Origin of the sequence: Saccharopolyspora sp. NPDC050642, assembly GCF_040654735.1 — a bacterium.
Lineage (GTDB): Bacteria > Actinomycetota > Actinomycetes > Mycobacteriales > Pseudonocardiaceae > Saccharopolyspora > Saccharopolyspora elongata.
In genome coordinates this window covers 15,363-41,769 of record NZ_JBFAIN010000059.1, presented here as the reverse complement: position 1 = coordinate 41,769, position 26,407 = coordinate 15,363, and the positions used below count along the sequence as shown (strand labels likewise).

The window sequence follows — 26,407 nt, the reverse complement described above, 5'->3', positions numbered from 1 at the left end:
AGCTGCTCCAGCCGCACGTCGGGGTCGCGCGGATCCCGTTGCGCCTGCTCGGTTTCCGGCCGGGTGGCCACTGCGGTCATCGGATCCTCCGGAAGTTCGGTGTTGGGTGGTCCCTCGGGGCTCCCGAGTTGGTGCGGGTCAGTGGCTCGTGAGTCCGGTGCTATGACGCCTCAACAGACTCACGAGCCCAGAACGGTGGAAACCATGCGGGGAAGGTCAACGGTTTGCGGTGCGCGGAGCCGGGAGAGCGTGACCGACCAACCTGCTGACAGCCGTGATGTAGTCATCATCTGCGATCGGTGCCCGCAGGAGTTCTGGCGTTAGTTTGAACCCGTCGACCAGCAGCCGGGAATGCGGAAGGATCTGCTCGCACAGCGATTCGATCTCGCGCGGGAGTCGTTCGACCTGCTCGGCCGTCAGCGCGTTTCTGGCGAGATACCAACCGCTGTCCCTGTTGACCTCGAGGAGTCCGTAGAGGCATGCCAGCAACCGCAGGGCGGTGCGGCCGTCTTCGGTTTCCGCGTTTTCCACGGCGGTCAGGAATTGCTCCAGTGCCAGTCGCACCCCACGGGTGCGTGCCATGGATGTGGCCGCGGTCATGTTCTGGTTCCAGGCGGAGAACAGCGTGCCGTCACCGCGGGTCTCCTCGGTCATCGCCTGCCGTGCTTCCCGCCGCAAGCTGTCTTCCCGATACTGCAGCAAATCGAGCTGGAACGTGCCTGTCAGCAGGTCCCTGCTTGCCGGATCGGATGGTGTCGTCTTGCCTGCCGATCGGCTGCGGCGCGCGAGCATCTGTGCGGCCACGGTGGCGAGAAGTGGCAGGTTGTCGCCTTCAGCCGTCACCACTCCTTGGGCCATCGGCACGTAATCCGCGATGCGGTTGATCGAGAACATGCCCTGGGCGCCACACCGCTCACGGCAGACGTGGATGACCCTGGACATCTCCCAACTCGACAGTGCCTTGGCGATCGAGATCAACTGGTCGACCTCGGCCTCGTTCCCGCTGTGGCGGGACAGGTATTCCGTCTTGACGTGGTTGACGAGAAAAGTCATTGCGTAGACCTGCGCGAGCGCGCTGAACAACGCGATCTGCTGACTGCGGTAGGCGAGGATCGGCACCTCCCCGCGACCGGGCGCAGCCGTCAAACGCTGCTCCGCGTACCGCACGGCGATGTACACGCTGGCGCGGCCGGCCGAGATGAGCGCACCAGTCAGGCAGATACGCCCCGGGTTCACCCGGTCCAGTGCGCGCAGGACCTGCTTGCGCTTACTACCAACGGCGCCTTGGAACACGCCATCGTCGGTAAGCTGTCCCATGTCTCCAGTCAGCAAATTCCGGCGGGGAATCCGGACGTGGTCGAACCGCGTCACCGCGTTGTCCAGGGCGAACCCCGGTTTTTCCGGAAGCCTTGTGACGTGCACCCCTGTGCACAGGCCGTTGCGGTCGGAAATCCTGACGATGAAAGGGAAAACACCACGATCCGCCCCGTCGACCTTCAGCCGCGCCATCACGACTGCCAGCTTCGGGATGTCGGAGATCCCCGTGTTCGGCATGAATTTCTGCGCGCGGGCGTGCGGGGTGTTCAGCACGAACTCGCGACTGGCGTGGTCGTAGACGGCCTCGGTCTCCAAGGCCGCGATGTTGTTGCCGTGGCCGAGTTCGGTGGCGATCAACAGACCGATCGACGACATGCTGCCGAGTTCGTCGATGTAATCCGCGAGATCGTCGCGCCCTGCACCGTGTTGGAGGATCGTCCCCAAGCAGAGGTTGTAGTGGATGTTCAGGATCGGAAGGGTGGTGGTGTCGATCAGGCACGACCATTCGCCGATCGCGAACATCCGGAGCTGATCGCGCATCAACTCAGCCGCCGGTTCGAGGCGACTGTGGAGGAACCGGGCCCGTTCGTAGGACAACCGGCCCGCCTCCAGCGGCGCCAGGCCGTGGCGCGGGTCGAACATCGGATCTTCCAGCGCAGCCCGCAGATCGGCGTGGACACTATCGAACTTACCGTCGTAGACGAGTGCGGCAAGGTCCTCCGCTGCGTCCCGGATTTCCGGCTCGGCCTCCCGGATTCCCGAAGCGGCCGGAAAGTATTGTGTTGTAACGCTTGTCATTCTCAGTACCTTTCAGCACTCGACGAGCGAGCTGATCGTTTACGAGGCTGCGAGGGCGAGCACGGCGTTCTGCCCCCCGAAGCCGAAGGAGTTGCTCAGTACGATCTCAAGCGCGCAGGGACGTGCCGTTTTGGATACGAGATCGAGTTCGATCTGCGGATCCGGGTTTTCCAGGTTGGCCGTCGGAGGAATGCACCCGTGTTGGAGGGAAAGGATCCCGTAAGCCGCTTCGATCGCCCCGCCGGCACCGAGCGCGTGCCCGGTCACTCCCTTGGTGGAGCTGACTGCGACGTGCTCACCGAGCACCCGCCGTATGGTGGCGCTTTCGACGACATCGTTGAGGGGCGTGGAGGTGCCGTGGGCGTTGACGTGCTGGACCTCACGCGCCGTGAGACCAGCGTCGGTCAACGCACCACGAAGCGCCTGTTCGGCCCCGTTGCCCTCCGGATCGGGCGCCGTCACGTGGTGACCGTCGGCAGACGCGCCGTAGCCGATAACCCGCCCGCGCACCCGAGCGCCTCTGGCCAATGCATGGCGCTCGCTTTCCAGGATCAGGACCGCGGCGCCCTCAGCGATCACGAAGCCGTCCCGCGCCGCATCGAAGGGCCGGGACGCGGCGCGTGGATCGGAGCTCTTCCTGGAAAGTGCTCGCATCCGGCTGAAGGCGGCGACGAACAGCGGTGTCACCGCCGCTTCCGTCGCCCCGGCAATCACGATGTCGGCCGCGCCGGAGCGAATCAGGTCCCGTGCCACGCCGATCGCGCTCGTGCCGGAGGCACAGGCGGTGCAGATCGTGAGATTCGGACCGCGCGCCCCGAACTCGATCGCCAGTTGACCTGCCGCCATGTTCAACAGACCCATGGGAAGGGTCAGCGCCGAGACCTTGGCCGCGCCGCTGTCCAGCAACTTGGTCTGCTGCGCTTCCATGGTCGAAGTTCCGCCCGCGCCGCTACCGAGAACAACGCCCACTCTGGTGCCATCCCAGTCCGCCTCGGACAGTCCCGCATCACGAACGGCTTCGCGCGCCGCGACGAGGGCGAACTGCTGGTGACGGTCGAGCCGCCAGGCGTTGTGCTCGCCGAGACTCGCGGCGGGGTCGAAACCCGGGACGCGGCAGGAAAAATCGACCTGGAGCCCGGTCAGCTCAGGGTCGGTGGCTGCCATCGGAGAACCTTCGGCGACTCGGTTCCAGTTCTCCTCCACGCCGATCCCCGCGGGCGTGGTGAGCCCGAGGCCGGTGACCGCCACCGCGAATCCGGACATCAGACGGTCACTCCCTTTTTCTCCAACGCTCCGAGGATGTCGGTCAACGTCGCCATTTCCTCCATCTCGGCATCGGTGACCTCAACCCCGAAATGCTGCTCAAGCAATTCGCCCAGTTCTACCTGCGCCAATGAGTCCAGGCCCAGATCGTCGAGCGAGGCGTCGAGCCTCAGATCCGGCTTCTCGACACCGAAACTGCTCGTCAGCAATTCGCCGAGTCGGGTGTACAAATCACTCATCGCGGTCTCCTTCTAGGTTCAACTCGAAAAAATCACAGCGGACTGTCTACCGAGATGCTCGGCCACACCAAGACTGTGGAACCCCACGACAATCCTGCCCCGAATGCGGTGATCAACACCCTGTCCCCCGGGCGCAGGTCGCCGCCGGCGGCGGCGCCGGCCAGGACGAGCGGGATGGACGCCGACAGGGTGTTTCCGACTCGATCGATGTTGATCAAAGCCCGCTCCGGCGCGATACCCAACCGTTGGGCGACGGAGTTGAGGATGCGGATGTTGGCCTGGTGTCCAACGAAGCGATCCACCTCCGTCACCGACCAGCCGGCACGATCGAGCACGGCAAGTGACGATTCGGTCATCCGGGTGATCGCCTGCTGATAGATCGCCCGGCCGGCCATCGACAGATACCAGTCCTCGGTCGGCACCTCGCCGTGACCGAGCCCGGTGGCGGACCGCTGCCGTGAGCCACCACCGCAGATGGCCAGCAGGTCGGCTTGCGCGCCATCGCTTCCCAGGTCGAACGGTCCGATCGCGCCCGGCTCCTCCGGGCTTCCGCAACGCAGCACCACCGCCCCGGCTCCATCGCCGAAGATAGGTGCAGTGGCGCGATTCGCCGGGTCGATGAAGGTCGAGAACGCTTCGGCACCAATGAAAAGCACGCTTTTTGCGATCCCGGCGCTAATGAGTCCGGCGCAGGTGGCAAGGCCATAGACGAAGCCACTGCATGCAGAGGTCAGGTCGTAAGCTGCGATGGGTCCCAGCCCAAGCCTGGACGCCACTTCCGGCGCCCCGGCCGGACAGATCCGATCTGGTGAGGTCGTCGCGACGACGACCGCATCGACCCCGGAAACCCCGGCTGCTTTCAGCGCCCGACCGCCGGCCTCCACCGCCAAGTCCAGCGTCGCCATACCGTTCGAGACGGCCCGACGCTCCAAAATACCCGTGCGACGCTCTATCCACTCTTCGGAGGTGTCCAACCTCGAGCACAAATCGTTATTCGTGACAACCCCGGGAGGCAACCATGCCCCCAACCCCGCGATAACAGCGCTGACTGTCATTCAGGCCAACTCCGTTGCTCAATGATTTCTGCACGAGACGATGGAGCGTTTTCATGCTCTTAACATGCGCCGGTGAGGCGGGGTGGATGTGTGCCACACCATCTCAATATCTGACGTCGGTTCGCGACGACCAGCCGGTACTCAGAGTCTATGAATTTGGGTGTTATCGCCGAACCGAAGTAGGTACTTTCATACTCGTTGCCCTGCACGAAAGTACAGTCCGGCACGCGAACCCGTGAGCGCGGCGCCTCGGCGGCTCTGGTCTGGACCGCTGCCACCGACGACCAGCGTGGACCTCCAGGAACCGCGCGAGACCAAACCCCAGGGCGAAGATCTTCGCGGACCACCCGACGTCGCACATTTTGACGGTTTTGTCCAAATCCACCAAGTGGGTGCCCGAAATGGCCGACGACGGTGCCTGGACAACTCTTGTTGCCACTGCTGCGACTCGGCCAGTATTGCTCGGGTCAGCTCGTGGCACGTGGCCCGATTGCCTCCTTCTGTCGCACGTCCCCCCCGGCAGGAGGAGATCCCGCGGGGGCCGGCCGTCGCGAAATCGGCCCTCGCGGGAACCCCAACGGCAACGCATCGCATGGCAGCGCTAGTTGGTCGGCATCGCCGCAGCACCGTCCTCCTCGGACTGCTCGCTCGGCCGGGCGCAACGAGACAGCGGATCCCGAACCGTGGTCAAACTTGAAAAGTGCGGAGAATACGGCAAAGACGGCGACCTCACGACGGCCTTTCTGCATCGGACGCGGCCGGGTAGGAGGTCGTGTCGAGGAAGACCAGTTCTTCGCCGAGCAGGCCGCGAAGGATGGCTTGGATGCTTGCGCGCAATGCCTCCTCCGCGATCGGATCGATGATCGCCGCCAGGCTCGGCATACCGAGATCGAAGTGCGCAGTGAACGTGACGATCGTGTCGGGTCCGAACTCGACAACCGCCCACTCGCCGTCGAAGCGTTCAAAGTCTCCGTCGAGTTGCCGGAACGTGATAGTCCTTGCGGAGTGGTCGATCCGCTCTCGTTCCGACCAGCACAGGATGCCGTTGCGAAACGTGACCGCCCATTCCGAATCCTGGGTGCCGTCTTGCCTTGCGGTGACGGTAACGCTGCGGACCTCATCGGTTTGATCGGCGAAGCGCTCGACGTCGCAGATCGCGGAGAAGACAGTGTCAGCGTCGGCCCCCATGGCGGCGGGCACAAGCGACTCGACCGTAACAGTCGGCATATCAGGGGGTTCCTTCCACAACAGCGTTGGGTGGGCATCGGCGCGCGAGGGTTTCCGCGGCTCGGGTAACCGCCTCAAGAAGCCAGTGAACGTCCTCGGAAGTCAGGACCGCCGGCGGGGTGAAGCGCAGCACCCGATGCGCGTTCAGTGAATGGTTGACGAGCACTCCCTGGTCGAGCAGTTCCATCAGCAGTTCACCCGTGACCTGCTCGTTGACCAGCTCCACTCCGATCAGCAGACCCAGCCCGCGCACGTCGGTGATCAGGTGACCGCAGTGGTGCAACAGGATTCGGCGTAACTCCTGGAGCAGGTACTCGCCCAACTCGCTGGCCTTGGTGACGAGGTTTTCCGCCACGATCACACGGATCGCCGCCTCGGCGGCGGCAGCAGCGATCGGCGACCCGGCGAATGTCGAGGTGTGCAGGAACGGGTCGCGATTGAACGGCGAATACGCCTCTGCTGTGGCGACCATGGCCGCTACGGGCACGACTCCCCCGGAAAGGTTCTTGCCCACCAGTAGAATGTCAGGAGTGACCGACTCCCTGTCCGCGCCCCACCAGTGACCAAGCCGGCCCAGTCCGGTCTGCACCTCATCCAGGACGAACAACGCCCCATACTTCCGGCACAGCTGCGCGACATCGCGCAGGTATCCGGGCGGCGGAACAACGACACCGCCCTCTCCCTGCACCGGTTCCACCACCACGCAGGCCGGTGGTGCTGCGGCCAATACCTCTTCCAGCGCCTGTGCGTCGCCGAAGGGAACGTGGTCAACGGAGGGCAGCAACGGCCGAAACGGAGCCTGATAGAGCTCCCGGGCGGTGATGCTGAGCGCACCCGTGGTCTTGCCGTGGTAACCGCCGACCGCGGAGATGAGGTGCGCATGCCCATGGGCACGTGCCAGCTTGATCGCGGCCTCGGTGGCCTCGGCTCCGGAGTTGACGAAATGCACGTAGTCCATCCCGTCCGGGGCGACGCCGGCGAGCGTTTCGGCAGCACTGGCGACCGTGGGCTCCAGCATTAGCCGTGTGGTCAGCGGGTGCCGGTGAACCTGTTCCACCACCGCCCCTACCACGGACGGGTGGGCATGGCCGAGGAGGAACACGCCGTATCCGCCGCAGTTGAGGTACGTCTTTCCATCAGCGTCGACAACTCGGCTGCCACGCGAGGACACTTCCGTCAGCCCGCCGGTCATGTCGGCCAGTCGGGCCCGTCCACGGGAGATGTGGCGGCGGTAGCGTTCCGACGTCTGCCGTGAACCGGCGTGCTGGATGCCATGAACGCTCATACCGTCGCCCCGGCAGCTGCGGCGGGGACAAGGCGTTTGGTATGGGCGAAAAAGCGCACTGACGTGCGGAAGGCAGACTCGAACCACTCTGCCGAGGGCAGCGTCAACGCTGCCGGGTCACCGGGAAGGGCGCCGAAGGAGGTCGGGAACGACTCGGCACCGGCGAACAAAGCGGCCATGGCCAGCAGGTCGTCAAACTGCTTGCGTGCGGCCGGAGGAAGAACATCGGTCAACACCGGGCGGATCAACCGATCCACCATGTCCGGCGATACCAACCGCGGCGGCGTGACATCGATGCCCGATTCCTCGGCCACGGCCACGCATTGGTCGACGAACCGCCTGGAGGTCAGCGCGTGGGGCCCCGCGGTCAACCAGTACTCGCCGCCACGCACATCCGCGTCCACCAACGCCCGCAGCCCTGCAGCGAGAAGGTCCTGCGGTATGACGTCCACCAGCTCTTCAGTTGCGAACGGAAGAAGCGGAAACCTGCTCCTGAGGATGCCTGCGGCGACCATGTGGACGCCCTGGAAATTGGCCATGGCGCCGGTCACCGAATCACCGACCACCACCGAGGGGCGGGCGATCACCACTGGGACTTCCGAGCCGCGAAGCAGCTCCTCGGCTTCTAGCTTGGAGTCGAGGTAATTTTCGGGGCGAGCCGCCCCCTCGGACATCAATCCCTGTGCCGACCGGGTGAGTTTGCTACGGGTCACGAATGCGGTGCTCACGTAGATGACACGGGCCTGCGCGGCAGCAGCGAACTCCAGGACTCGCTTCGTGCCGACGACGTTGAGCTGGTGCGCGGCGTCGGCTCCGGCGCCGAAGTCGGTCTTCGCCGCGCAGTGCACCACGGTATCCACATTGGACGCAAGCATCTGGTATGTGAGCTCATCGAGCCCCAGGAACGGTTGGGTCACATCGCCGATCACCGACTCGGAGTCGATTTTGGCACGATGAGTCAGGCTGATAACCCTGTGGTGAGCCAGCGCCGGGCGCAATGCCGTACCGACCACGCCAGAGGCGCCAGTCAGCAGCACGAACTTGGGTTGCGACATGCCGGTCTCCTCGAATCGCCGTGTTGGTCCACACCTGCGTCAAGGGCAATGAACCGCGCAACGGTGCTACGTTGCCAACCCGACTCACTGCAGCGTCGGGTCGTGTGCGCCAGGCGTGACGGCAATACCGTGGCGTGAGAGACGGCGCCGCCGCAACCGGGGAAGCGCGACGCGTGCCCGGTTGCCCATCATGTCCTGGCTCGCATAGGCAAGACTCCTGATCAGCTCTGGAGCTATCGCATCTCGTCATGGTTGAATTCGGAACTACTGTCAACAGCAAGTCGTCGGCCACCACGATGCGGATCCGGAGGCTCGGTCACCTTGGCAACAGCCAGATGTTCATAGCCCAGGCGAGCGGTACGGAAGAGGACATGAATCGGTTCACACGTCGTGGTTTGCTGTCCGGTGTGGCCGCGGCTGGTACCGGGGTGCTGATCGCGCCTGGTGCGCCGCGTGCCCTCGCACAGTCGACTCCCGCCGCTGGGCGGAGCGAGACCCAGGTCGTTGTCGTCGGTGCGGGATTGGCGGGGCTTACCGCCGCTCGCGAGCTGGTCGCCGCGGGGTGCGAGGTACTCGTGGTCGAAGCACGCGACCGTGTCGGCGGCCGTACCGTCAATCAGGCCGTGACTGCGCCGGGAGCCAATCCGGGCACAATCGTGGAGGTCGGCGGCCAGTGGGTGGGGCCGACACAGGACCGGGTGCTCGGTCTCATCCAGCAGCTCGGCCTGGAAACGTTCAAGACCTACGACGCCGGCGATTACGCCGACTACCACAACGGGAAACTGACCCGGTACGGCCACGTGTTCCCGACGGATCCGCTGAACCTCGGACTGAACCGGATTCCGCCCAGCGACCCGGTGGGCGCGGCAGAAGCCGCCGCCGCGATCCAGGAACTCGACAGGATGGCACAGCGAGTTCCACTCGACGCGCCCTGGACCGCGGATGACGCACGTACCCTGGATGGCCAGACTTTTGAAGACTGGATGAATCATCATCTTGCCCAGCCGGGCGCGAAATCGCTGATATCGTTGGTGATCAACGCGGTCCTCTCGGTCGAGCCTCGTGACGTGTCGCTGCTTCACGTGCTTTTCTACATCGCCTCCGCAGGCGGACTCGACCGGCTGGTACGCACCTCCGACGGAGCCCAGGAATCCCGTATCGTCGGTGGATCGCAACGCATCTCGCTTGAAATGGCACGCGAACTCGGTCCCCGCGTCCTCCTGAACGCACCTGTAACCAGAATCGACCAGGACCCCGCAGGCGTCAGTGTGCACGGCGACACCTTCAGCGTGCGCGCCAAACGCTGTGTCGTGACCGCGCCGCCCGCGCTAGCCGCCCGAATCCGGTACACGCCACCGCTGCCAGGAACCCGTGACCAGCTCACGCAACGCATCCCGATGGGCAGCGTGATCAAGGTGCAATGCGTTTATCCGACCCCGTTCTGGCGCGCCGCCGGTCTGGCCGGACAAGCGACCAGCGACACGGGGCTCGTGCGAACCACGTTCGACAATTCACCGCCGGATGCGAATGTGGGCGTGCTGCTTGGCTTCATCGAAGGTGAACAAGGACGCCAGGCCGATCAGATGTCCGCGACACAGCGACGCAGAGACGTGATCGAATGTTTCGCCCGGTACTTCGGCGAACAAGCCGCTGATCCGCTCGAATACATCGAGAAGAACTGGCTGGAAGAAGAATGGACCCGCGGCGGCTACGGCGGCGTGTTCACACCGGGCACCTGGCTCGACTTCGGTATAGCACTACGCGCGCCTGTCGGCCAAATCCACTGGGCCGGCACGGAAACCGCGACCATCTGGAACGGCTACATGGACGGCGCGATCAGATCCGGCGAACGCGTCGCGAAGGAAGTAACAAGCTCGCTGTGACATGTCGCCGGCGACCGGCTCGCCGCCGAAGTACACAACGACGACTACGACGACTACCACGACTACGAGGGGTAGCCGTACATCTGGCGGTGCAAGCAACGTTTTGGGTTCTAACCAGCGCGGATACCGCTGTTGGTCAGCGGCCGGCGGGTGGGCTACTTCGCCAAGGACAGCGCCAAGGACGCTGAACAGCTCGTGCTTCGGCATGAGAACGACCGCCCTCCGCCGCCAAATCACCGGTCAAGTCCGGTACAAGCTAACGGACCGTTTCTGGTTCGCCGCCCTGTCCTCGCTACTCCCCCGCCGCCGCTGGCACGACATCTTCCCCATCCAACCCGCAACGATCCTCGCCTGGCCCGCGTACCCGCGGTGGGGGCACAGAAGGATCCAAGGCGAACTGGCCGGACTCGGACGTCCGCTCGCCGCATCGACGGTTTGGGAGATCTCGGACTCGGCCGGCATCGATCCCGGGAACGACCAGGGTACAGGCGGGGCTCGGACGCCGACCGAGTTCAGCTTCGGCCGCCACCAAGCTTTTCGGGTCGACGTGCCGGAGGATGTCGTCGAACACGCCGCGCAGACGCTGCTCGGCCAGGCGTACGACGTCCTGCTCGGTCATCCCGGTGATGCCCGAATCGTTGGACACCGCGGTCGGGGACGTGGACGTGCGTGCCTGCTTGCGGAGGTGGCTGAACAGGAACTTCCGCGCCAAGCCGAGGTGTGCGGACGAGCACCGGCCGGTCGCGCGCCACAGCGACCGGGCGGCCAAGGTGGTGGCGGCCAGCCTCGCCTTGGTTGCCGCGTCAACCTCGTCGCGCAGGTCAGATCGCCATGCCACGCGTAACTTTTCCGCCAGCGACGGCTGTCCGATCGCCTTCTCAATGGCGTGAACGTCCGGCTCCAGCAGCATCGGATACCTGCGGCGAACGTCCGCGAGGTAGTTCGGGCTCCTGAGCCCGAGCATTACGTCCCGCTTGATCCACTCGGCCTCGTGGGGACCGCTCGGCGCCTCTGCACCGTCCTCCCAGGGGACACCGAACTGGCGGATTCCATATATGAAGACGTCCGCGGACATACCCCCGGCGCGGTTGCCGGCCATGCTGAAGATCCGCATCTGATCCTGCATCTCCTCCATCGCCGCCGTAGCCACAGCGAGCCTGCCCGGCGCGTCAGGGGAGTCGACCGGGAGGTCGCCGAAGACCACGGGCGCGAGTGCTACGTTGGCGACCGCACCGAGACCGGCGCACTTCTTGAACAGGAGCCACAGGCTTGCCTCATCAGAGGTTCCGGTCCACGTCCTTGTCCGCTGGTCGTCGAACACGCTCGGCAAGGTCGCGGCGACGGTATCGTCCACCCGGACTTCGATCGTTGGTGCGTTCCAGGTGATTGTGGACACGAACGTCTGCCGTGGTGGGTGACCCACGCCCGATCGCGTCGCGAGATCCGCGTAGTAGTCGCGGAAAGTGCGTCGGTGCGCACCTACACCAAGCGTGCCGAGCAGGTGGGCGACGTCGTGACCGCTTTCCGTCGCGACCCTGGCGACGGCGCTACCGCAGAAACCCAGATCAACCAGGAGGCGTCGAGCCTCCATCTGGGTGAGGTCCACCACGTCCGGGAGGTCGGTGAGCACCACCGAATCGATCTCGGCGAGGAACGCGGAGGGCACGGAGTCGTCATCCAACGCCCGTTTCGTGGCTTCTGGTAGACGTTCGAGCGTCCACTCGCCAACTTTCTTGATGACACCCGGTGAGATCGGTCCGGCTGGCTGGGAACATAAGGAATCCACGTGCATGGCAGTCCTTGTCAATGACATCATCGCGGGCCTCTCTCACGCGATCACGGGACCTGGACACTCACCTGATCAACAAGAGCCGTGCCCGTCCTTTACTCAGGGCCAAACGACTTTGCCGGGTCGTCACTTGCGATAGAAGGCGTGTTTGCGGAAGGGCCATTGGTGTACGGCGCGTAGCAGCAGCCCGTCGGGCGGGTCCGGCAGGCGGGGCACGGTGCCGGTGGTGTGAGCGATGACCACGACCCGGTCCTCGCCGCCCAGGTAGGTACTGGCGTCGAGGCAGCCGGGTTCGGCGAGCAGAGCGAGCACCGCGGTCTGTTCCACCCAGGCGAGCAGTTCGTCCCGGCGTCCGGGCTGAGTTCGGGCCTCCCACATCAGGGTGTCATGTGGCTCGGGTGTCATCTCGCAGCCTCCTAGGAAACGGTCCGCGGGAACCCGGTTCCCGCGGATGGTGACGGCTCTGGCGTCAGGACGCGGAGCGCAGCGGAGGAATGGTGGGGACCTCGCGGGCTGCCTTGATGTCCTCGAGCGTCATCTTGAAACTGTCGGGGTAGGCGTCGCGACTGGTGCGACGGGCAGGTTCGCTGGTGCGCCAGCTGTAGAGGCACTGCTGGCATTGCAGCACGTCCCAGACGCCGGGGACCGGCGAGCTGTAGAGCTTGTCGACGGTCTCGTGGGCGCAGCGCGGGCAGACGGTTTCTTGTGGGGCCACGGCAGGTCGTCCTTTCGACTGGTGGGTCAGCGGGCGGCGAGCGACTGGAGCTTGGTGAGCCACTCCCCCATCTCGGGCAGGTCCAGGACTTGGTTGCCGTAGTTGCCGCGCGTGTCGGGCGCGACGGGGGTGGTGGCGTCGATGATGAGCTTGTCCACAATGCCCGGTGTGTCGGCTTGCGGGGCCAGTCCGAGTACCGGCAGTTTCGGGACGACGACCAGGTCACCGGCCGGATTCATCTTGGTCGACAGCGCCCACATCACCTGCGGCAGGTTGAAGGGGTCCACTTCCGCGTCCACCACGATCACGGTGGCGGCGTAGCCGAGTCCGTGCGGGGTGGTCAGCACGCGCATGCCGACGGCCTTGGCGAATCCGCCATAGCGCTTCTTGGTGGACACGATCACAACCAGGCCGTGGGTGTAGGTCGCGTTGACCGCCTGGACCTCGGGGAAATCCTTCTTGAGCTGCGTGTAGAGCGGCACGCAGGTGTTGGCGGCCATCAGGTAGTCGATCTCGGTCCATGGCATGCCGAGATAGAGATGCTCGAAGACCGGGTCGGTGCGGTAGGAGATCTGGTCGATCCGGATCACCGTCATGTTGCGCCCACCGGAGTAGTGGCCGGTGAACTCGCCGAACGGGCCCTCGATCTCGCGCTTGCGGCCCTCGATGACGCCTTCGATGACGATCTCGCTGCCCCACGGCACGGGCAGGTTGTTCTTCGGCGAGCGGGCGATCGGGGCGGGTTCACCGCGCAGTGCGCCGGCCAGCTCGTACTCGTTCTGGTCGTATTCCATCGGCGTGGAGGCGACGATGGAGATCACCGGGTCATTGCCCAGGGTGATCGCGATCGGCAGGTCCTCGCCACGTTCCTCGGCCTTGCGCAGGTGCTGCGCGATGTCGTGCATGGGGACGGGCTGGAGAGCGAGCTTGCGCCTGCCCTTGACCTGGATCCGGTAGATACCGACGTTCTGCTTGTCCGTCGAGGTCGGGTCGTCCGGGTCCTTGGAGACGACCGCGGCTTTGTCGATGTAGAAACCGCCGTCCCCGTCGTTGAGGCGGATCAGCGGCAGGACGTCGAAGATGTTGATCTCGTCGCCTTCCACCGTGTTCTGCGCCCACGGCGGATTGTCCCGGTACTCGGCCTTGACCGGGAAGTTCGCCCAGCGGCGGATGAACTCGTCCACCTGGTCCTTGGGTCCGCTGTTCTTATCCATGTCCAACGCCAGGGCGTGGTTGGCCCAGGAGCCGTGCACGTTCATCGCGATCCGGGCATTGGTGAAGCCCTTGACGTTGTCGAAGTACAGGGCCGGGGCGGCGGCGCCTAGGCGAGGGGCGGCGTTGGCGGCCGCGGCGATGTCGGGTTCGGGCATCACCTCGTCGGCGATGTGCAGCAGTTGGCCCTCTTTGTCGAGGGTTTGCAGGAAGCTCCGCAGGTCGTCATACGGCATGGGACTCTCCTTGTTCGTTCAAAGCGAGGGACCGCGGCGCGGGCAGCTTCTGCGGGAAACGCTGCTCCCGTGCCGCACGGATGCCGACCCACCGCCGGGCGTTCGGCGTCGGCAGGTCGAACTGATCCAGCACCCGCGCGGTGATGTGGTCGACGATGTCGTCCACGGATTCCGGGTGGTTGTAGAAGGCAGGCATGGGCGGCACCATCTGCGCTCCAAGGCGCGTCAGCGCCAGCATGTTCTCCAGGTGGATTTCGCTCAGCGGGGTCTCACGCGGGACCAGCACCAGCTTGCGGCGTTCCTTGAGGACCACGTCCGCGGCGCGGCCGATCAGCCCGTCGGCGTAGCCGGCCCGGATACCGGCCAGGGTCTTCATCGAGCACGGCGCGATGATCATTCCGTCGGTGCGGAAGGAGCCGGAGGAAATGCACGCCCCCTGGTCTTCGGGGCTGTGGGCGGCATCGGCGAGGTCGGTGACTTCGCGCACCGACAGGCCGGTCTCCAGCTCGAGAGTGGGCCGCGCCCACTTCGAGAGCACCAAGTGGGTCTCCACCTCGGGCAGCTCGCGCAGGGCCTCCAGCAGGCGGACGCCGAACACCGCACCCGTTGCCCCTGTCATGCCCACAATCAGTCGCATAGTGTGCGGCTCCTCTGCTGCTCATCGGCCGGTCAGGCAAGGAATGTTTCGGTCATCGTGGTAGGCCACCGCTTGGTTCCGGACCGGGTTCTCACCGCCCCGCCGCATTCCACGGTAGGTGCGGCTCGGGCACGTCCGGCTATATGCTGTGGACCCTTGTTCGCGCAGATCGCCACCCCCAGCCCGGTGCCGCACACCAGCAGTGCGCGGTCTGCCTTGCCCTCGGCGACCAGTTCGGTCACGCGTGATGTGCCGGCCTCCGGGAAATAGGCGATTCCTGTGACCTTCGGGCGTTCGGCAGTCTGTCGACGACCAGGGCATCGTCCGCGGTGTCGCATTGCGACGGCCCGGGCTTGAACAGTTGGAGATAGACGATCTCGTCGACGGCCGCGACCAGCTCACCGGCCATCGTGACAGTCGCCGCCACGCGCAGTACCTGTCGGCCGTTGGCATCGACAGTTGAGACGCGGGTGATGTCATGGGTGTGCCGCCGCATCCCGTGGCGACTTAGGATCTTGCCGAGCGGGACCTTCTTGGACTCCAACGATTGTCGGGCATCCGGGTGCAGTCGGTCCTCGACCACGACGGCTCGTACCTCGGCCACCCGCTGCCGAAAGCCGGTCGATTCCGATTCGAGATACCCGCGTCGATGTAACACCTTGCTGCCTGCCGAAACATCCAATGCCGCAGCATGTTCGGGCGTGACGAGGCAGTACTCGTGGCACAACGAGACGTAGTCGACCCGGCTGTTCAGCCAGTGGGCAACGGTTTCGGTGAAGCTGTCCGTATCACGAAGCCGGGTGCTGAGAGTCCGTATCTGCTCCGTTAGGTAGTCCTGCATTGAACGAGGACCTCTTTTCCTTTACGTAGCGCGAATTTTGCGGTATGGCGAACGAGGTAGTGGTGGCCAGACGACTTCACAAGGTCGTGTCGAGCCAGTCCTGGATCACGCGGCTTCGGGAATTGAGAGGATGAACACGTTGGCCAGCAGTCGCAGTCTTGCTTAGTCAGCAACGGCAGCGCTACTCAAATGGGGTGAACATGCAAGACGTGTGGTTCAGAAGGGCACGCGAGGACAGGAATCGGTCAAAACCAGCCCCGCCGCAGCGTCCAGCAGCTGACGGTACTCGGCCGCCGTGCGCTGTCGGCCTCCCACCATCAGCATCAAGTGCAGATCCCACAGCAGTGCGAGATCGAAAGCTCCGCCATCGGGAGGAATCCGATCGATTATGAGCAACCGGGCGTCCGGCCGCATCGCCCTGCGGCAGTTGTCAAGTAGGGCTAGGCACGCCTCGTCCGGCCGGTCCTGCAACACCCGGGACAGCAGGTAGACGTCGCGTGGTCCGGAATGGACTCGAACAAGTCTCCCGCGACGAATTCGCACGCCCGCGCTCCACAGCGCTCGGCAATGTTCTTCTCTGCTAGGGGAGGACGTGCGGTAGATCTAACAGCACACCGCGAATACCCGGATATCGCCGCAGGACACTCGCCAGCAGGTCACCCGCTCCCCCGGCAACGTCGACGACCGTGCGCACTGAGGAGAAGTCGAACCGGACCGGTACCTTGTCCAGGAAGGCGTTCCCTGCGTTCATCACGTGCTGAAGGCCGGAGCGGAACTCCTCGCAGGTACGCAGATACTCGCCGAGCGACTGGCCGTGGGCACGCTCGAAGGCAGGGACCCCCTCAGCAATCGCGGGCAGCGCGGCGCACCCCACGCTGAGTAGAACTCCTGACCGTAGATGTCACACATGTGGCGCATCGAGCCATTTACCTTGGCACGCAACAGATTCCCGCTCGGTCAGGCGATAGCCCGTTCCTCGTCTCCGGAGAAGACATCAAGCGATACCAGTAGCCGCTGCAGCCGCAGCAAGCGGTCGGCTGCCGGTTGTCGGCCAGCCCAAGGCGCGCGGCTACCGAGACGGAGACCAGATGGCGTCTGAGGTTCCGACCCGCACCGCCACGCAAGACGAGTTTGGAAACAGCCTCTATGGGACCCAGCACGCCCCCGCTGGGCTCATGCTGCGAGTTCGGTTGGCTCCACCGATGTCTTCAGCTTGCGGAGTGCGTAGTGCAGGCGGGATTTGACCGTGCCTACGGGAATTCCGAGGACGTCGGCTGCGCCGGCCGCAGTCCGGTCGGCGAAGTACACTTCGTAGAGCACGCTGCGGTGTTCCGGGATGAGCTCTAGCAGCACATTGGCCACCGACATCGATGTGAGCACGTCGTCCGAGTGGTCTCCCAGGATGCCGACTCCGATGCCCGCGGACTCCTCGACCTCGTCGGGACGTGCCCGGCGAGCACGGATCTTGTCGATGGCGATGTTACGCGCTACCTTTTTCAGCCAGCCCCAGGCCGAACCGAGTTCGGGACGGCTGAGCGCGTCGGCGTGCCGCCAGGCACGCACCATCGTCTCCTGGGCGATGTCCTCGGCCTGGTGCGGATCGGAGATCATCCGGCTGACGTAGAGCTGCAGAGCCGCGAAATAGTCGCCGTAGAGCTGATTGACCACGGATTGCGGGTCGGGAGCGGGGCCGTACGACTCGCTGGCGCGTGCCTCGTCCTCCCGGCGTGAGGCGATGGAATTCACCATGATGACCACTCCTGGTCCAATTCTGCGAGCTGCCCGCGCGACCCGTCGGCGGCGCTGTGACGTACCGCGGTTGTGCTCGATCACTTGCTTGTACGACCAGGTTTCCTCTTGTAGTGAGCCGGAAAATCAGTGAACTCACGTACACCGTCAAATTGGGTAAATAAGGGCAACCAGAAGAACTTCCGCAGAGCCGAATCCGTGACACGAACGTGATGGTCATGACGAGCGAGGGCGCCGTGCCCAAGCAAGTTGGTCACGGCGCCCTCGCCTGCAATGCCTTTGAGTGGAGCGTGGGGTTGTTTCAGCCGCAGAGGCGGTCTTCTTGGGGCACTGGCAGTGGAACATGTTGGTCGAGGCTCGGCTGCCGGGCGGCTTCGATGGCGATCTCGACCCGGGAGCGCGCCCCGAGCTTGGCCAGGATGCGCGATACGTGCACCTCAATGGTTCGCCTGGACGCGAAGAGAATCGCCGCGATGTCCGCATTGGCGTGGCCTGCCGCGACGAGTCTTGCAACCCTGAGTTCGGTCGGCGTCAGGGCTTCCCACCCGGTGGTCGCACTTCGGCGGCGTGCGCGCAGTCGACGCGTACCGTACGGGCGCAGCCGGGAGTCTGCGCGCAGCAGGTCCCACTTGGCGCCCAGGTCGGTGTAGATGCGGGTCGCCTCAACGTATGCGGCGCGGGCAGCGCCGAGATCGCCGCGTCTGGCGTGCAGGACGGCGGAATCTTCCAGTGCCTGAGCGCGTTTCAGAGGTTGCTCCATCCGCCGGTAAGCCTCGACGACGGCGTCGATCAACGCCGGATCGCCCTCCAGCAGCCCTCGGCAATGCCGGGCCGCCGCCCCGATGGCCGGCGCTGACCCGCGGGCAGCATCGGCTTCGCATGCCTCCGTAGCCCGTACTGCGGTGTCGCGGTCGTCGCTGGCCAGCGCAAGCCGGACCAGCAGCGGAAGCCAGGTGTGCCGGGTACCCGGGTGCTCGTCGCGGGCCAGCGCAGAGCCCAGAGCTGCCGCGGCATCACCTTGACGACCGTCCCTTTCGTACCACATCGATTGCGCCAGCAGCGCGAACTCCGTGCGGCGGTCCGGGTTTTCGGGCACCGCGGCAAGATGTTCTTCCACAGTGTCGCGTTGGTCGCGGTGACTTGCGATGGCCGCTGCCAGGCAACGCAGTCGCGACTGGTGCGTGGCGGCCATCCGGTCGTAGCACTCCATCGCCGCTTCCAGTTCGGCGACCGCTTCGTCCCACCTGCCGGTGGCATGGAAATGCTCGGCAGCGCAGAGCCGCGCCGCGCCGCGCCTGGGCGACGTCCCATAACGTTGCACGATGGCCTGCATTTCCCGCACGGTTTGCTCGGCCTTGTCGGCCTTGCCGAGTTCGAAGAGCACGCCGCGCAGGTCGGCCAGGACCAGCAGCCGTTGATCGGTGCACTCGGGATCGTTGCCCAACTCGGACAGTGCGCGATCGAATTCGGCAGCCGCCCCGGCCAGATCCCATCGTTGGGCGGAAATCACCCCGGTCGCGTGTAGTGCCAGGCCGGTCGCGAACCGGTCGCCGACCTCCCGTCCCGCGTCGAGCGCCCGTCGGGCCGCCGCCTCCGCGATCCCGGCCTGGCCGATGGAAAGCGAGATTCTGGCGAGCAGTCCGTGCAGGCGAGCGGTCCAGCGACAATCCGTATTGGATTTTCTACCGGCCTTTCCGGCATGACTTGGCTTTCCGCCGCCGATGGCGTTTTCGATCACGATCCGGGCCTTGTCGAGCCTGCCCCACATGGTCAGCGACCACGCGAGGAGCCAACTCATCTCGGCAGTGATTTCGGGGTCTCGGGTGTCGGCCAGGATTGCTTCGGCCAGTTCCTCGGCTTCCTCCGTGCGGCCGAGCAGCAGCAGCGCCTCCGCCAACCTGATCCGCAACGGTTCGCGGCGCGGGTCGTCAGGATCCAGTGCGTCTGAAGCGGAGGTGAGCAGGTCGACCGCCAGTTCCGAGGCACGGTGGGCCAGCTTGCGGGCATGTTGCACGAGCCAGTCGACGCCCCAGTCGTCGAGGCCGACGGCGGTCTCGCCGGGGAGAGCAGCGAGCAGGTGCCCGGCAACGTACTCGATCCGGGCGCCGGTTGGGCCCAGTGCGCGGGCAGCCTGGTTGTGCAGTGCGAGTCGAAGCGGGGTAGGGATGCCTTCGTACAGTGCCTGCCGGACCACGGTGTGCCGGAATTCCAGCCGGGCACCGGATTCCACCAGGATGCCGGAGGCGATGGCTTGTTCGGCGACTCCGGCCAAGTCGGCCACCGAGCGGCCGCACACCGCGCTCAGATCGGTGACCGAGAACGCTGGGCCGAGAAGCGTCGCCATCCGCAACACTTCCCACGTGGTGTCGTCGGCGTGGCGCAGCCGAGCCGAAATGGCCGTCGTCAACGATTCGGGCATCCTCGCCAATTCGGAGGTCAGCTCGACGGCGTTCACCGCCGAACGGGTGAGGTAACCATCACGTTGCAGGGAATTGACGATTTGGTGAACATAACAGGGGTTTCCGGCCGCACCTCGCAGAACCTGTCGCAGCGTCGGCCCTACCGAGTCAGCGTCGAGCAGCTGCCCGGCGAGTTCTGCCGTCGACGCTTCACCGAGGGGGCTCAGCGTGATGACCGAGGCGGTCTGGGCACGACGAAGCAGTGCCAGATCGGGCCGGTGCGGGGCAGGGCCGCAGGCGGCGATCAGCAACAACGGCAGGCGCTCGATCATCCGGCCCAGTCGGTGCCAGACGAGGAGGCTGGCCGCGTCGGCCCACTGGATGTCGTCGATCACCAGCACTACCGGTGCAGTCGTGCACATGCCCTCGATGAGCGCCAACAACCGGTCGGCGGCAACCGTTGACGGGTCGGCGGCGGCACTGGACAGCAGATCGCTGATGGCCCGCCGGTCCGGATCAGGCGAATTCGGCGTGATACCAAGGCATTCGAGCATGACGCGCAGCGGGCAACGGCGCGCGAACTCGTCGGCGGCTGCCCGGAACACCTGGCAGCCGAGTCCTTCGGCGCCGTCCAGCCCGGCTGCCAGCAGCGCCGACTTGCCAATGCCCGGCTCACCGTCGATCCACACCGCTGCGCCGCGTCCCTGTACGACGTGGCGGACTGCGTCCTTGAGACGCCGCACTTCGTTGTCGCGGTCGACCAGGACAGCGCCGTCAGCGAGAGACTCCACGACCCGCTCCTTGCTCGACACTTGCCGTGCCATGCTCCACATGGGTTACACAGCAAAGATTCAGCTGTGCCGTACAGCGGAGTCAAGCTCGATAGGTGTCCTGGACGCGCACTCTGCCTCAACGGGCAAGATGGATGCCCGTTGTGCCTAGCTGGGCCGTTTCGCCGGGTGATCTTTCGCGTTCTCGGGGTTCTGCCGGTCATTGGGGACGCGAGCCTTTGCGGTGCCGTAACGCCCCAACAGCAGCTACCCGTCCACCGCCGCCAAGCCCTCCTCCAGCGAACCTTGTCGGCGGTTTCTTCTTACTGCACGTACACCGGATGCTTTCAGTTCACCGGTAGGAATTCGCGGAACCGCGAGCAAGATGTCTCCATAGTGCCTGCGGGCAGCCGTCAGCTCTCCCGTCGTCGCTTTTCTCTGGTGGCGACGATGGCCGGACCGGCGATGAGCAGGGCTACGGCGCCGGCCAGGCCGGCGAACCACAACGCCCGGTTGCCCGGTTCCGGGTCGGGCGGCTCGGGCAGGGGGACCGAGAGTCGTTCGGCGACCGCCTGCACCGGGGGGTCGGTATCGAGGATGGTGGTGACCGCGGCGAACGGGTCGACCACGCCGTAGCCGATGTACTCGTTCGGCAAGCGGCCGGCGGGTTGGTCCGCGGTCTTCTGCAGGCGGTCCACGACCTGCGCCGCGGACAGCGTCCGGTGATAGCTGCGGACCAGGGCGACGGCGCCCGCGGCGTAGCCAACGGCCAGCTCGATACCGGAGCCAACGCGGTTACCCGCACCTGCCGGGGCGATGCCCACCAGGTCGTTCGCGGGCGCTGCCACGTCGGGGGCCGCTCCGTAGGACAGCTCGGTCAGCGGACCCTCCACAGCCACCGGCGCCACGGCGACCACGTCGGGATAGCGGGCCGGGAACGCGAGCTGTCCCTTCTTGGGCACCGCGGCCGCCGCGAGCACGACCACGTCCCGGCTCGTCGCGTACTCCACGGCGGCCTTCAACTCCTCGGTGCCGATGGTGGACACCAGCCCCACGGCGACCACCCGGGCACCGGCGTCGACCGAGGACCGGATCCCGGCCGCGATTTCCCGGGACAGCGCGGCGTGGTCCTGGATCTTGGGCGGGTCGTCGCTGACCCGCACCGGGTAGATGGACGTCCCTGGCGCGATCCCGACGAACGGACCGCGGCCCTGCCGCGCCGCGATCAAGCCCGCGATGAACGTGCCCCGCCCGAAGCAGTCGCCGTTGCCGAGCCCGCCGTGCAGGTCCGTCCCGCGCTCGACGGCGCCGCTCAAAGTCGGAGCGGCCGCGCTCACACCCGTGTCGACCACGGCGACGGTGACCGAGCCCTTGGTCAGCGGCCACACCCGGTCCGCAGCCATTCGCTCCTGGGCCCACGACGCGCGCTCAATGGTCGTCTCCGCCGGTGGCGTGCACTGCCCGGTCGGCCCTTGCGCGAACGCCACCGGAGCTGCCGACACCGCGAACAGCGCCGCTGCGGCGACGGCCAGTACTCGTCTCATTCCGGGGCCTCCGTCCAGCCGATCTGCAGCCCGATGCCCTCCCGGCGGGTGGCCAGCACCGCGCGTCCCGGCGGCAACGACCGTCCCCGCGAGCCGTTGAGCAGCGGCATCTCCCCTGGCGGCATGGACAGCGTCAGCTCCGGGGTGTTGGACTCCTGCATGCGCCGGATGCAGGACTCCATGCTGGTGCGCCCGGCGCCGGCCGCCGCGCGAGAGACGACCAGGTGCAGGCCGATGTCGGCGGCCTGCGGGATCAGCTCCACCATCGGGTCCAGCGGCCCGCCCATGCCGCTCGTCAGCAGGTCGTAGTCGTCGACGAGGACGAAGTACTCCGGGCCGCTCCACCAGTCCCGCTTGCGCAGCTGAGCGGGGGTGATGTCGGCGCCGGGAATCCGTTCCCGCAACCGCGCCGCGAGGTTCTGGGCGAGCTCCTCGGCGGCCTGCTTGGCCACGGCAATCCCTTCGCGGTACTCCTCCGGCACCGACTCCACCAGCGTCCGCCGCGGGTCGATCACCACGATGCGAATATCGTCCGGGCTGTTGACGCGCGTGACGGCCTGCGCGATGAGCCGTAGAGCCGCCGTCTTCCCGCTGCCGGTGTCGCCGACGACCGTGAGGTGCGGATTGGTGCGGAAGTCGTGCCACACCGGCTGCAGGTCGAGCTCCCCGGAGCCGAGCGGGACACGCGGCCCCGGCTCCGTGTCCGGCAGGTCCTCGGCGGGGAGCACCGAAGGCAGCATCCGCACGGCAGGCGCGGCGGGACCGCGCCACGTCTCCCGGATCGCCTGCACCAGGTCGCGGGTCGCCTCCGACAGGCCTTCGGTGGCGGGCATTCCGTCGATGCGCGGCACGCCACCGAGGAAGTGCCGCTGGTCGGCCGTCAGTCCGCGGCCGGGAATCTGCGGCACCAACGCGGCCGCCCGCATGTTGATCATGGAGTCGATGGAGTCACCGAGTCGCAGCTCCAACCGGGTGCCGAGCTGGTCGCGCAACGCGCTGTGCACGTCCGACCAGCGGTTCGCGGTGATCATCAGGTGCACGCCGTAGGCCAGCCCGCGCTGGGCGAGCTGCCGCAGCGTCATGTCGTGCTGTTCGTAGTCGGTTCGCAGCGAGCCCCAGCCGTCCACGACCAGGAACACGTCGCCGTGCGGCTCGTCGGCGAACTCCCCAGCGGCACGCCGCGCACGATATGACGCCATGCCTTCCACCCGATGTTCGGTGAACAGCCGCTCGCGGTGGGTCAGCATCGTCTGCACCTCGGCGATCGTGCGGGCGACCTGCTCCTCCTGCATCCGGCTGGCGATACCGCCGACATGCGGCAGTCGCTCGAGGGCGGAGAGCGTCCCGCCGCCGAAGTCCAGGCAGTAGAACTGAACTTCGGACGGCGAGTGGGTGAGCGCGAGCGCGGTGATCAGAGTGCGCAGCAAAGTGCTCTTGCCCGACTGCGGACCGCCGGCGATACCGACGTTGCCGCCCGCGCCCGCGAGGTCGACCAGGTGCACGTCACGCAGCTGTTCGAACGGCTTGTCGACCACGCCGACCGGAACCTCAAGGCGCCCGCACCCCCGCCAACTCTGCGCGACGAGCCCGCGCACCGGATCCGGCACCAGCGGCGGCAGCAGGTGGTCCAGCGCCGGCGGGTTCTCCAGCGGCGGCAGCCACACCTGGTGCGCCGGCGGGCCGTGCTCGAGCAGCTTCTCCACGGCCACGTCCAGCACCGATTCGCCGATGGCCGCGCGGTCGACACCGGTGTCGTTGTTGTCCTTCTCGTCGTCCTGGGCAGGCGGAGGCGGAGCGGGCGGTTCGTCGCGAGCCAGTCTGGCCATGCCGAACGGGACGACCTGGCGCCGCACCTCCTCCTGGCGCTCCTCACGGGTGCGCCGACGGTGCTGGCCGGACACGTACGCGGCCTTGAACCGGATCAGCGTGGACACGTCCGTGCGGATGTATCCATTACCGGGAGAGGCGGGCAGTTGGTAGGCGTCGGGAACACCGATCACCGAGCGGCTCTCCATCGCGGAGAACGTGCGCAGGCTGATCCGGTACGACAAATGGCTTTCCAGCTTGTGGATGCGGCCGTCGTCGAGGCGCTGGCTGGCCAGCAGCAGGTGCACGCCGAGTGAGCGGCCCAGCCGGCCGATCATGACGAACAACTCGGCGAAGTCCGGGTTGGCCGCCAACAGCTCGCTGAACTCGTCGACGATGACGAACAACGTCGGCAGCGGGTCCAGCGGGGTGCCCGACAGCCGCGCCTTCTCGTAGTCCAGCAGCGAGGCGTAGTTGCCCGCCGAACGCAGCAGCTCCTGCCGACGCACCAGCTCACCGTGCAGGGCGTCCTGCATGCGGGTGACCAGCGGCGCCTCGTCGGCCAGGTTCGTGATCATCGCCGACACGTGCGGCAGCCCGTCCAGCCCCAGGAACGTGGCACCGCCCTTGAAGTCGACCAGGACGAAGTTGAGGGTCTCCGACGAGTGGGTCATCGCCATGCCGAGCACCATGGTGCGCAGCAGTTCGGACTTGCCGGACCCGGTGGCGCCGATGAGCAGCCCGTGCGGGCCCATCCCGCCCTGTGCGGACTCCTTGATGTCCAACTCGACCGGGGTGCCGTCCTCCGCGATGCCGATCGGGATGCGCAGCCGGTCGCGGGTCAGGCCGTTGCGCGCGATCGTCTGCGGGTGCCATTCGTCCAGGTCGGACACCCCGAGCAGCCGGGGCAGCTCGAAGTTGACCAGCATCGGCTCGGAGACGTCGGTGGTGGTGCCGCCGAGGCGATACGGCGCGACGACCCGCGCGAGTGCCGCCGACCGCGGCAGGCTGAGCAGATCCGGGGTGCACAGCCGGGTGCGGATCTCCTTGCCGGTGCGGCTGGTGCGCACCATCTCGACCTGCTCCTTCGTCACGTCCAGCCGCAGCGCGGACGTTCCGACGTTGCCTTCGACGGCATCGCTGAGATCCAGCACGATGGAATTGCGGTAGCCGGTGCCCGCCAGCCGCGACTCACCGGGAACGAAGACGCCGTCCAGCACGATCACCACGTAGGGCTCGTCGCGGTTGGGCGACGCGGCGGCTTCGAACCGACCGCGCTCGCCGAGCTCGGCGTCGAGCAGGTCGGTCAGTGCGTCCACCCCGTCGGCGAGGAGCCGCACCTGCCCGGCGTCGTCCTGCTCCAGCGGGTGCTGCGCGTGCGGCAGCCACTTCACCCACTCCCACAGCGACGCACGATCCTGGCTCGCACACACCGCCACCCTCAGGTCTTCTGGCGAATGGAAGGTGATGAGCTGGGCGATCATCGACCGGACGGTGCCTCGGATGGCGTCTTCGTCCCCGCTGAACCGGATCTTGAAGAACCCCCGGAGGAACAGCGCGGTCGGCAGGTTGGCGACGCTGGTGTAGGCGTTGATGAACCGCCGCAGTGATCTGGCCGCGAGGGGCTCAAGATCCTGGATGGGCTTGCTGGACGGGGGCGTCATCTTCAGCGCCAGCCGCTGCGAGCCGGTGCCGAGCCGCACCTCGGCGAAGTCCACGTGCGCCGCGCGGCGCTCCCACAGGCGGCCGGTCATCGCGACCGACCACAGCGCCGCCGGATCCGGATGCCGCCAGGCGAGGGCGGCGCGCTGGCTGGACGCCGCGGTGCGGACCTGCTTGCGGACCTGGCCGAGGTAGCGGAGGTAGTCCTTGCGGTCGCCGCGCAGCTTCTGACGACGTTCCACACCCCCGCGGGTGACCTGCATCAACACCATGAAGACGGCCATGAGCAGCATGAGGCCGAACATCCCGAGGCCGAGCATCGGGTTCATCCTGCCCATGTAGATGAGCATGAACACGCCGGTGCCCAGCATCATCGGGATCATCATCAGCGAAGAGAGGATGTCCTTGCCGCCGCTGGCTTCCGGCAGCGTCGGCGGTTCCTCCAACGCGAGCTCGCCGGTCGGCATCTCCGGCGGCTTCTCCCGCCCTGGGCGGCGGAACAGGGTCGTTGTCATCGCGGTCGGCTCCTCACGCCATCCGTACACCGGACACACGTCGGGCAGACCGCGAGTAGTTCAGCATCGAGAGTCCGGATGTCCTGGCAAGGCTCGACGCGGCGGTTCACGCACCGCCAGCGGACCCGCTCACCACGGCCAGTTCGCGGGGCTCTGATCAGCCACCTGCTGCGTCGTCCGGGCCGCGAGGTTGACGTCCGGCGAAGTTCGGCTGAACCAAATCGGTGGTCACATGCGTGCGCCTGACGAGCTCGAGCAGTTCCGCGATCTCGCGACCCGCTACGCCAAACGGGCCGTCTACTACCAGGCCGTTCCAGATAATGACGATTAGCTTGTTGACCGGCATTTTCCAGCGGCACCAGAGTGAGAGCGATCTCATTGGACCACCCGCTGGGGGCTTATGATGTCAA

General features: G+C 66.2%; 21 protein-coding genes and 1 pseudogene. 1 reads left to right on the top strand and 21 read right to left on the bottom strand.

What is annotated here, in order from left to right:
* Window positions 1-216 precede the first annotated feature (216 nt).
* The 7 genes from AB0H93_RS42005 to AB0H93_RS41975 form a co-directional block, all read right to left on the bottom strand.
* On the bottom strand, window positions 217-2,115 hold the full coding sequence (locus AB0H93_RS42005) for an acyl-CoA dehydrogenase (RefSeq protein WP_358582011.1): 1,899 nt from the start codon (window positions 2,113-2,115) through the stop codon (window positions 217-219).
* Window positions 2,116-2,154: 39 nt separating this feature from the next.
* Window positions 2,155-3,378, bottom strand: coding sequence for a beta-ketoacyl-[acyl-carrier-protein] synthase family protein (locus AB0H93_RS42000; RefSeq protein WP_358582009.1), 1,224 nt, complete (start codon window positions 3,376-3,378; stop codon window positions 2,155-2,157).
* Entirely contained in the window at window positions 3,378-3,617 is a 240-nt protein-coding gene (locus AB0H93_RS41995; protein ID WP_358582007.1) for an acyl carrier protein, read from the bottom strand. Before AB0H93_RS41995 ends, AB0H93_RS42000 begins: the two co-directional genes overlap by 1 nt.
* Window positions 3,618-3,649: 32 nt before the next feature.
* A complete protein-coding gene (locus tag AB0H93_RS41990) occupies window positions 3,650-4,672 on the bottom strand; it encodes a beta-ketoacyl-ACP synthase III (protein WP_358582005.1) in 1,023 nt (340 codons plus the stop codon).
* Window positions 4,673-5,401: 729 nt separating this feature from the next.
* Window positions 5,402-5,899, bottom strand: coding sequence for an SRPBCC family protein (locus AB0H93_RS41985; protein ID WP_358582002.1), 498 nt, complete (start codon window positions 5,897-5,899; stop codon window positions 5,402-5,404).
* A 1-nt stretch (window position 5,900) separates the two neighbouring features.
* Window positions 5,901-7,184, bottom strand: coding sequence for an aminotransferase class III-fold pyridoxal phosphate-dependent enzyme (locus AB0H93_RS41980; RefSeq protein WP_358581999.1), 1,284 nt, complete (start codon window positions 7,182-7,184; stop codon window positions 5,901-5,903).
* Complete coding sequence (locus AB0H93_RS41975; RefSeq protein WP_358581996.1) at window positions 7,181-8,239, bottom strand: SDR family oxidoreductase; 1,059 nt, start codon at window positions 8,237-8,239, stop codon at window positions 7,181-7,183. The genes AB0H93_RS41980 and AB0H93_RS41975 overlap by 4 nt, the downstream gene beginning before the upstream one ends.
* A 248-nt stretch (window positions 8,240-8,487) precedes the next feature.
* On the opposite strand from AB0H93_RS41975, the gene AB0H93_RS41970 reads away from it, so the two are divergent.
* Window positions 8,488-10,122 carry a flavin monoamine oxidase family protein gene (locus tag AB0H93_RS41970; RefSeq protein WP_358581993.1) on the top strand — a complete coding sequence of 545 codons (1,635 nt, stop codon included), beginning with the start codon at window positions 8,488-8,490 and terminating at the stop codon, window positions 10,120-10,122.
* Between the two features lie 292 nt (window positions 10,123-10,414).
* Here the strand turns inward: AB0H93_RS41970 and AB0H93_RS41965 are convergent, their stop codons facing one another.
* The 14 genes and pseudogenes from AB0H93_RS41965 to AB0H93_RS41900 form a co-directional block, all read right to left on the bottom strand.
* Complete coding sequence (locus AB0H93_RS41965) at window positions 10,415-11,803, bottom strand: hypothetical protein (RefSeq protein WP_358581990.1); 1,389 nt, start codon at window positions 11,801-11,803, stop codon at window positions 10,415-10,417.
* 234 nt (window positions 11,804-12,037) lie between these two features.
* A complete protein-coding gene (locus AB0H93_RS41960) occupies window positions 12,038-12,316 on the bottom strand; it encodes a hypothetical protein (protein ID WP_358581987.1) in 279 nt (92 codons plus the stop codon).
* A gap of 64 nt (window positions 12,317-12,380) precedes the next feature.
* A complete protein-coding gene (locus tag AB0H93_RS41955; RefSeq protein ID WP_358581984.1) occupies window positions 12,381-12,626 on the bottom strand; it encodes a non-oxidative hydroxyarylic acid decarboxylases subunit D in 246 nt (81 codons plus the stop codon).
* A 26-nt stretch (window positions 12,627-12,652) separates the two neighbouring features.
* Complete coding sequence (locus tag AB0H93_RS41950) at window positions 12,653-14,074, bottom strand: non-oxidative hydroxyarylic acid decarboxylases subunit C (RefSeq protein ID WP_358581982.1); 1,422 nt, start codon at window positions 14,072-14,074, stop codon at window positions 12,653-12,655.
* Window positions 14,064-14,711 carry a non-oxidative hydroxyarylic acid decarboxylases subunit B gene (locus tag AB0H93_RS41945; RefSeq protein ID WP_358581979.1) on the bottom strand — a complete coding sequence of 216 codons (648 nt, stop codon included), beginning with the start codon at window positions 14,709-14,711 and terminating at the stop codon, window positions 14,064-14,066. Before AB0H93_RS41945 ends, AB0H93_RS41950 begins: the two co-directional genes overlap by 11 nt.
* A 149-nt stretch (window positions 14,712-14,860) precedes the next feature.
* Window positions 14,861-14,944: pseudogene (locus tag AB0H93_RS41940) on the bottom strand (RpiB/LacA/LacB family sugar-phosphate isomerase); the annotation flags it as partial.
* Window positions 14,945-14,949: 5 nt separating this feature from the next.
* Entirely contained in the window at window positions 14,950-15,552 is a 603-nt protein-coding gene (locus tag AB0H93_RS41935) for a hypothetical protein (RefSeq protein WP_358581976.1), read from the bottom strand.
* Between the two features lie 216 nt (window positions 15,553-15,768).
* Window positions 15,769-16,095, bottom strand: a complete 327-nt coding sequence (locus AB0H93_RS41930) for a methyltransferase (RefSeq protein ID WP_358581974.1) — start codon at window positions 16,093-16,095, stop codon at window positions 15,769-15,771.
* 37 nt (window positions 16,096-16,132) lie between these two features.
* A complete protein-coding gene (locus AB0H93_RS41925; protein WP_358581972.1) occupies window positions 16,133-16,426 on the bottom strand; it encodes a methyltransferase in 294 nt (97 codons plus the stop codon).
* A 299-nt stretch (window positions 16,427-16,725) separates the two neighbouring features.
* Window positions 16,726-17,301 (bottom strand): sigma-70 family RNA polymerase sigma factor, encoded by a 576-nt coding sequence (locus tag AB0H93_RS41920; protein WP_358581970.1) that lies wholly within the window; start codon window positions 17,299-17,301, stop codon window positions 16,726-16,728.
* Between the two features lie 301 nt (window positions 17,302-17,602).
* Window positions 17,603-20,491, bottom strand: a complete 2,889-nt coding sequence (locus tag AB0H93_RS41915; RefSeq protein WP_358581967.1) for an AAA family ATPase — start codon at window positions 20,489-20,491, stop codon at window positions 17,603-17,605.
* Window positions 20,492-20,883: 392 nt separating this feature from the next.
* Window positions 20,884-22,014 carry a S8 family serine peptidase gene (locus tag AB0H93_RS41910; RefSeq protein WP_358581965.1) on the bottom strand — a complete coding sequence of 377 codons (1,131 nt, stop codon included), beginning with the start codon at window positions 22,012-22,014 and terminating at the stop codon, window positions 20,884-20,886.
* Window positions 22,011-25,997 carry a type VII secretion protein EccCa gene (gene eccCa / locus AB0H93_RS41905; RefSeq protein ID WP_358581962.1) on the bottom strand — a complete coding sequence of 1,329 codons (3,987 nt, stop codon included), beginning with the start codon at window positions 25,995-25,997 and terminating at the stop codon, window positions 22,011-22,013. Before eccCa ends, AB0H93_RS41910 begins: the two co-directional genes overlap by 4 nt.
* A gap of 157 nt (window positions 25,998-26,154) precedes the next feature.
* Window positions 26,155-26,343 (bottom strand): hypothetical protein, encoded by a 189-nt coding sequence (locus AB0H93_RS41900; RefSeq protein ID WP_358581960.1) that lies wholly within the window; start codon window positions 26,341-26,343, stop codon window positions 26,155-26,157.
* Window positions 26,344-26,407: the final 64 nt, after the last annotated feature.

Coding starts and splice junctions, on each gene's coding strand:
- AB0H93_RS42005 (WP_358582011.1), bottom strand. CDS start 2,115: ATGACAAGCGTTACAACACAATACTTTCCGGCCGCTTCGGGAATCCGG.
- AB0H93_RS42000 (WP_358582009.1), bottom strand. CDS start 3,378: ATGTCCGGATTCGCGGTGGCGGTCACCGGCCTCGGGCTCACCACGCCC.
- AB0H93_RS41995 (WP_358582007.1), bottom strand. CDS start 3,617: ATGAGTGATTTGTACACCCGACTCGGCGAATTGCTGACGAGCAGTTTC.
- AB0H93_RS41990 (WP_358582005.1), bottom strand. CDS start 4,672: ATGACAGTCAGCGCTGTTATCGCGGGGTTGGGGGCATGGTTGCCTCCC.
- AB0H93_RS41985 (WP_358582002.1), bottom strand. CDS start 5,899: ATGCCGACTGTTACGGTCGAGTCGCTTGTGCCCGCCGCCATGGGGGCC.
- AB0H93_RS41980 (WP_358581999.1), bottom strand. CDS start 7,184: ATGAGCGTTCATGGCATCCAGCACGCCGGTTCACGGCAGACGTCGGAA.
- AB0H93_RS41975 (WP_358581996.1), bottom strand. CDS start 8,239: ATGTCGCAACCCAAGTTCGTGCTGCTGACTGGCGCCTCTGGCGTGGTC.
- AB0H93_RS41970 (WP_358581993.1), top strand. CDS start 8,488: ATGGTTGAATTCGGAACTACTGTCAACAGCAAGTCGTCGGCCACCACG.
- AB0H93_RS41960 (WP_358581987.1), bottom strand. CDS start 12,316: ATGACACCCGAGCCACATGACACCCTGATGTGGGAGGCCCGAACTCAG.
- AB0H93_RS41950 (WP_358581982.1), bottom strand. CDS start 14,074: ATGCCGTATGACGACCTGCGGAGCTTCCTGCAAACCCTCGACAAAGAG.
- AB0H93_RS41945 (WP_358581979.1), bottom strand. CDS start 14,711: ATGCGACTGATTGTGGGCATGACAGGGGCAACGGGTGCGGTGTTCGGC.
- AB0H93_RS41935 (WP_358581976.1), bottom strand. CDS start 15,552: ATGCAGGACTACCTAACGGAGCAGATACGGACTCTCAGCACCCGGCTT.
- AB0H93_RS41920 (WP_358581970.1), bottom strand. CDS start 17,301: ATGGTGAATTCCATCGCCTCACGCCGGGAGGACGAGGCACGCGCCAGC.
- AB0H93_RS41910 (WP_358581965.1), bottom strand. CDS start 22,014: ATGAGACGAGTACTGGCCGTCGCCGCAGCGGCGCTGTTCGCGGTGTCG.
- eccCa (WP_358581962.1), bottom strand. CDS start 25,997: ATGACAACGACCCTGTTCCGCCGCCCAGGGCGGGAGAAGCCGCCGGAG.
- AB0H93_RS41900 (WP_358581960.1), bottom strand. CDS start 26,343: ATGCCGGTCAACAAGCTAATCGTCATTATCTGGAACGGCCTGGTAGTA.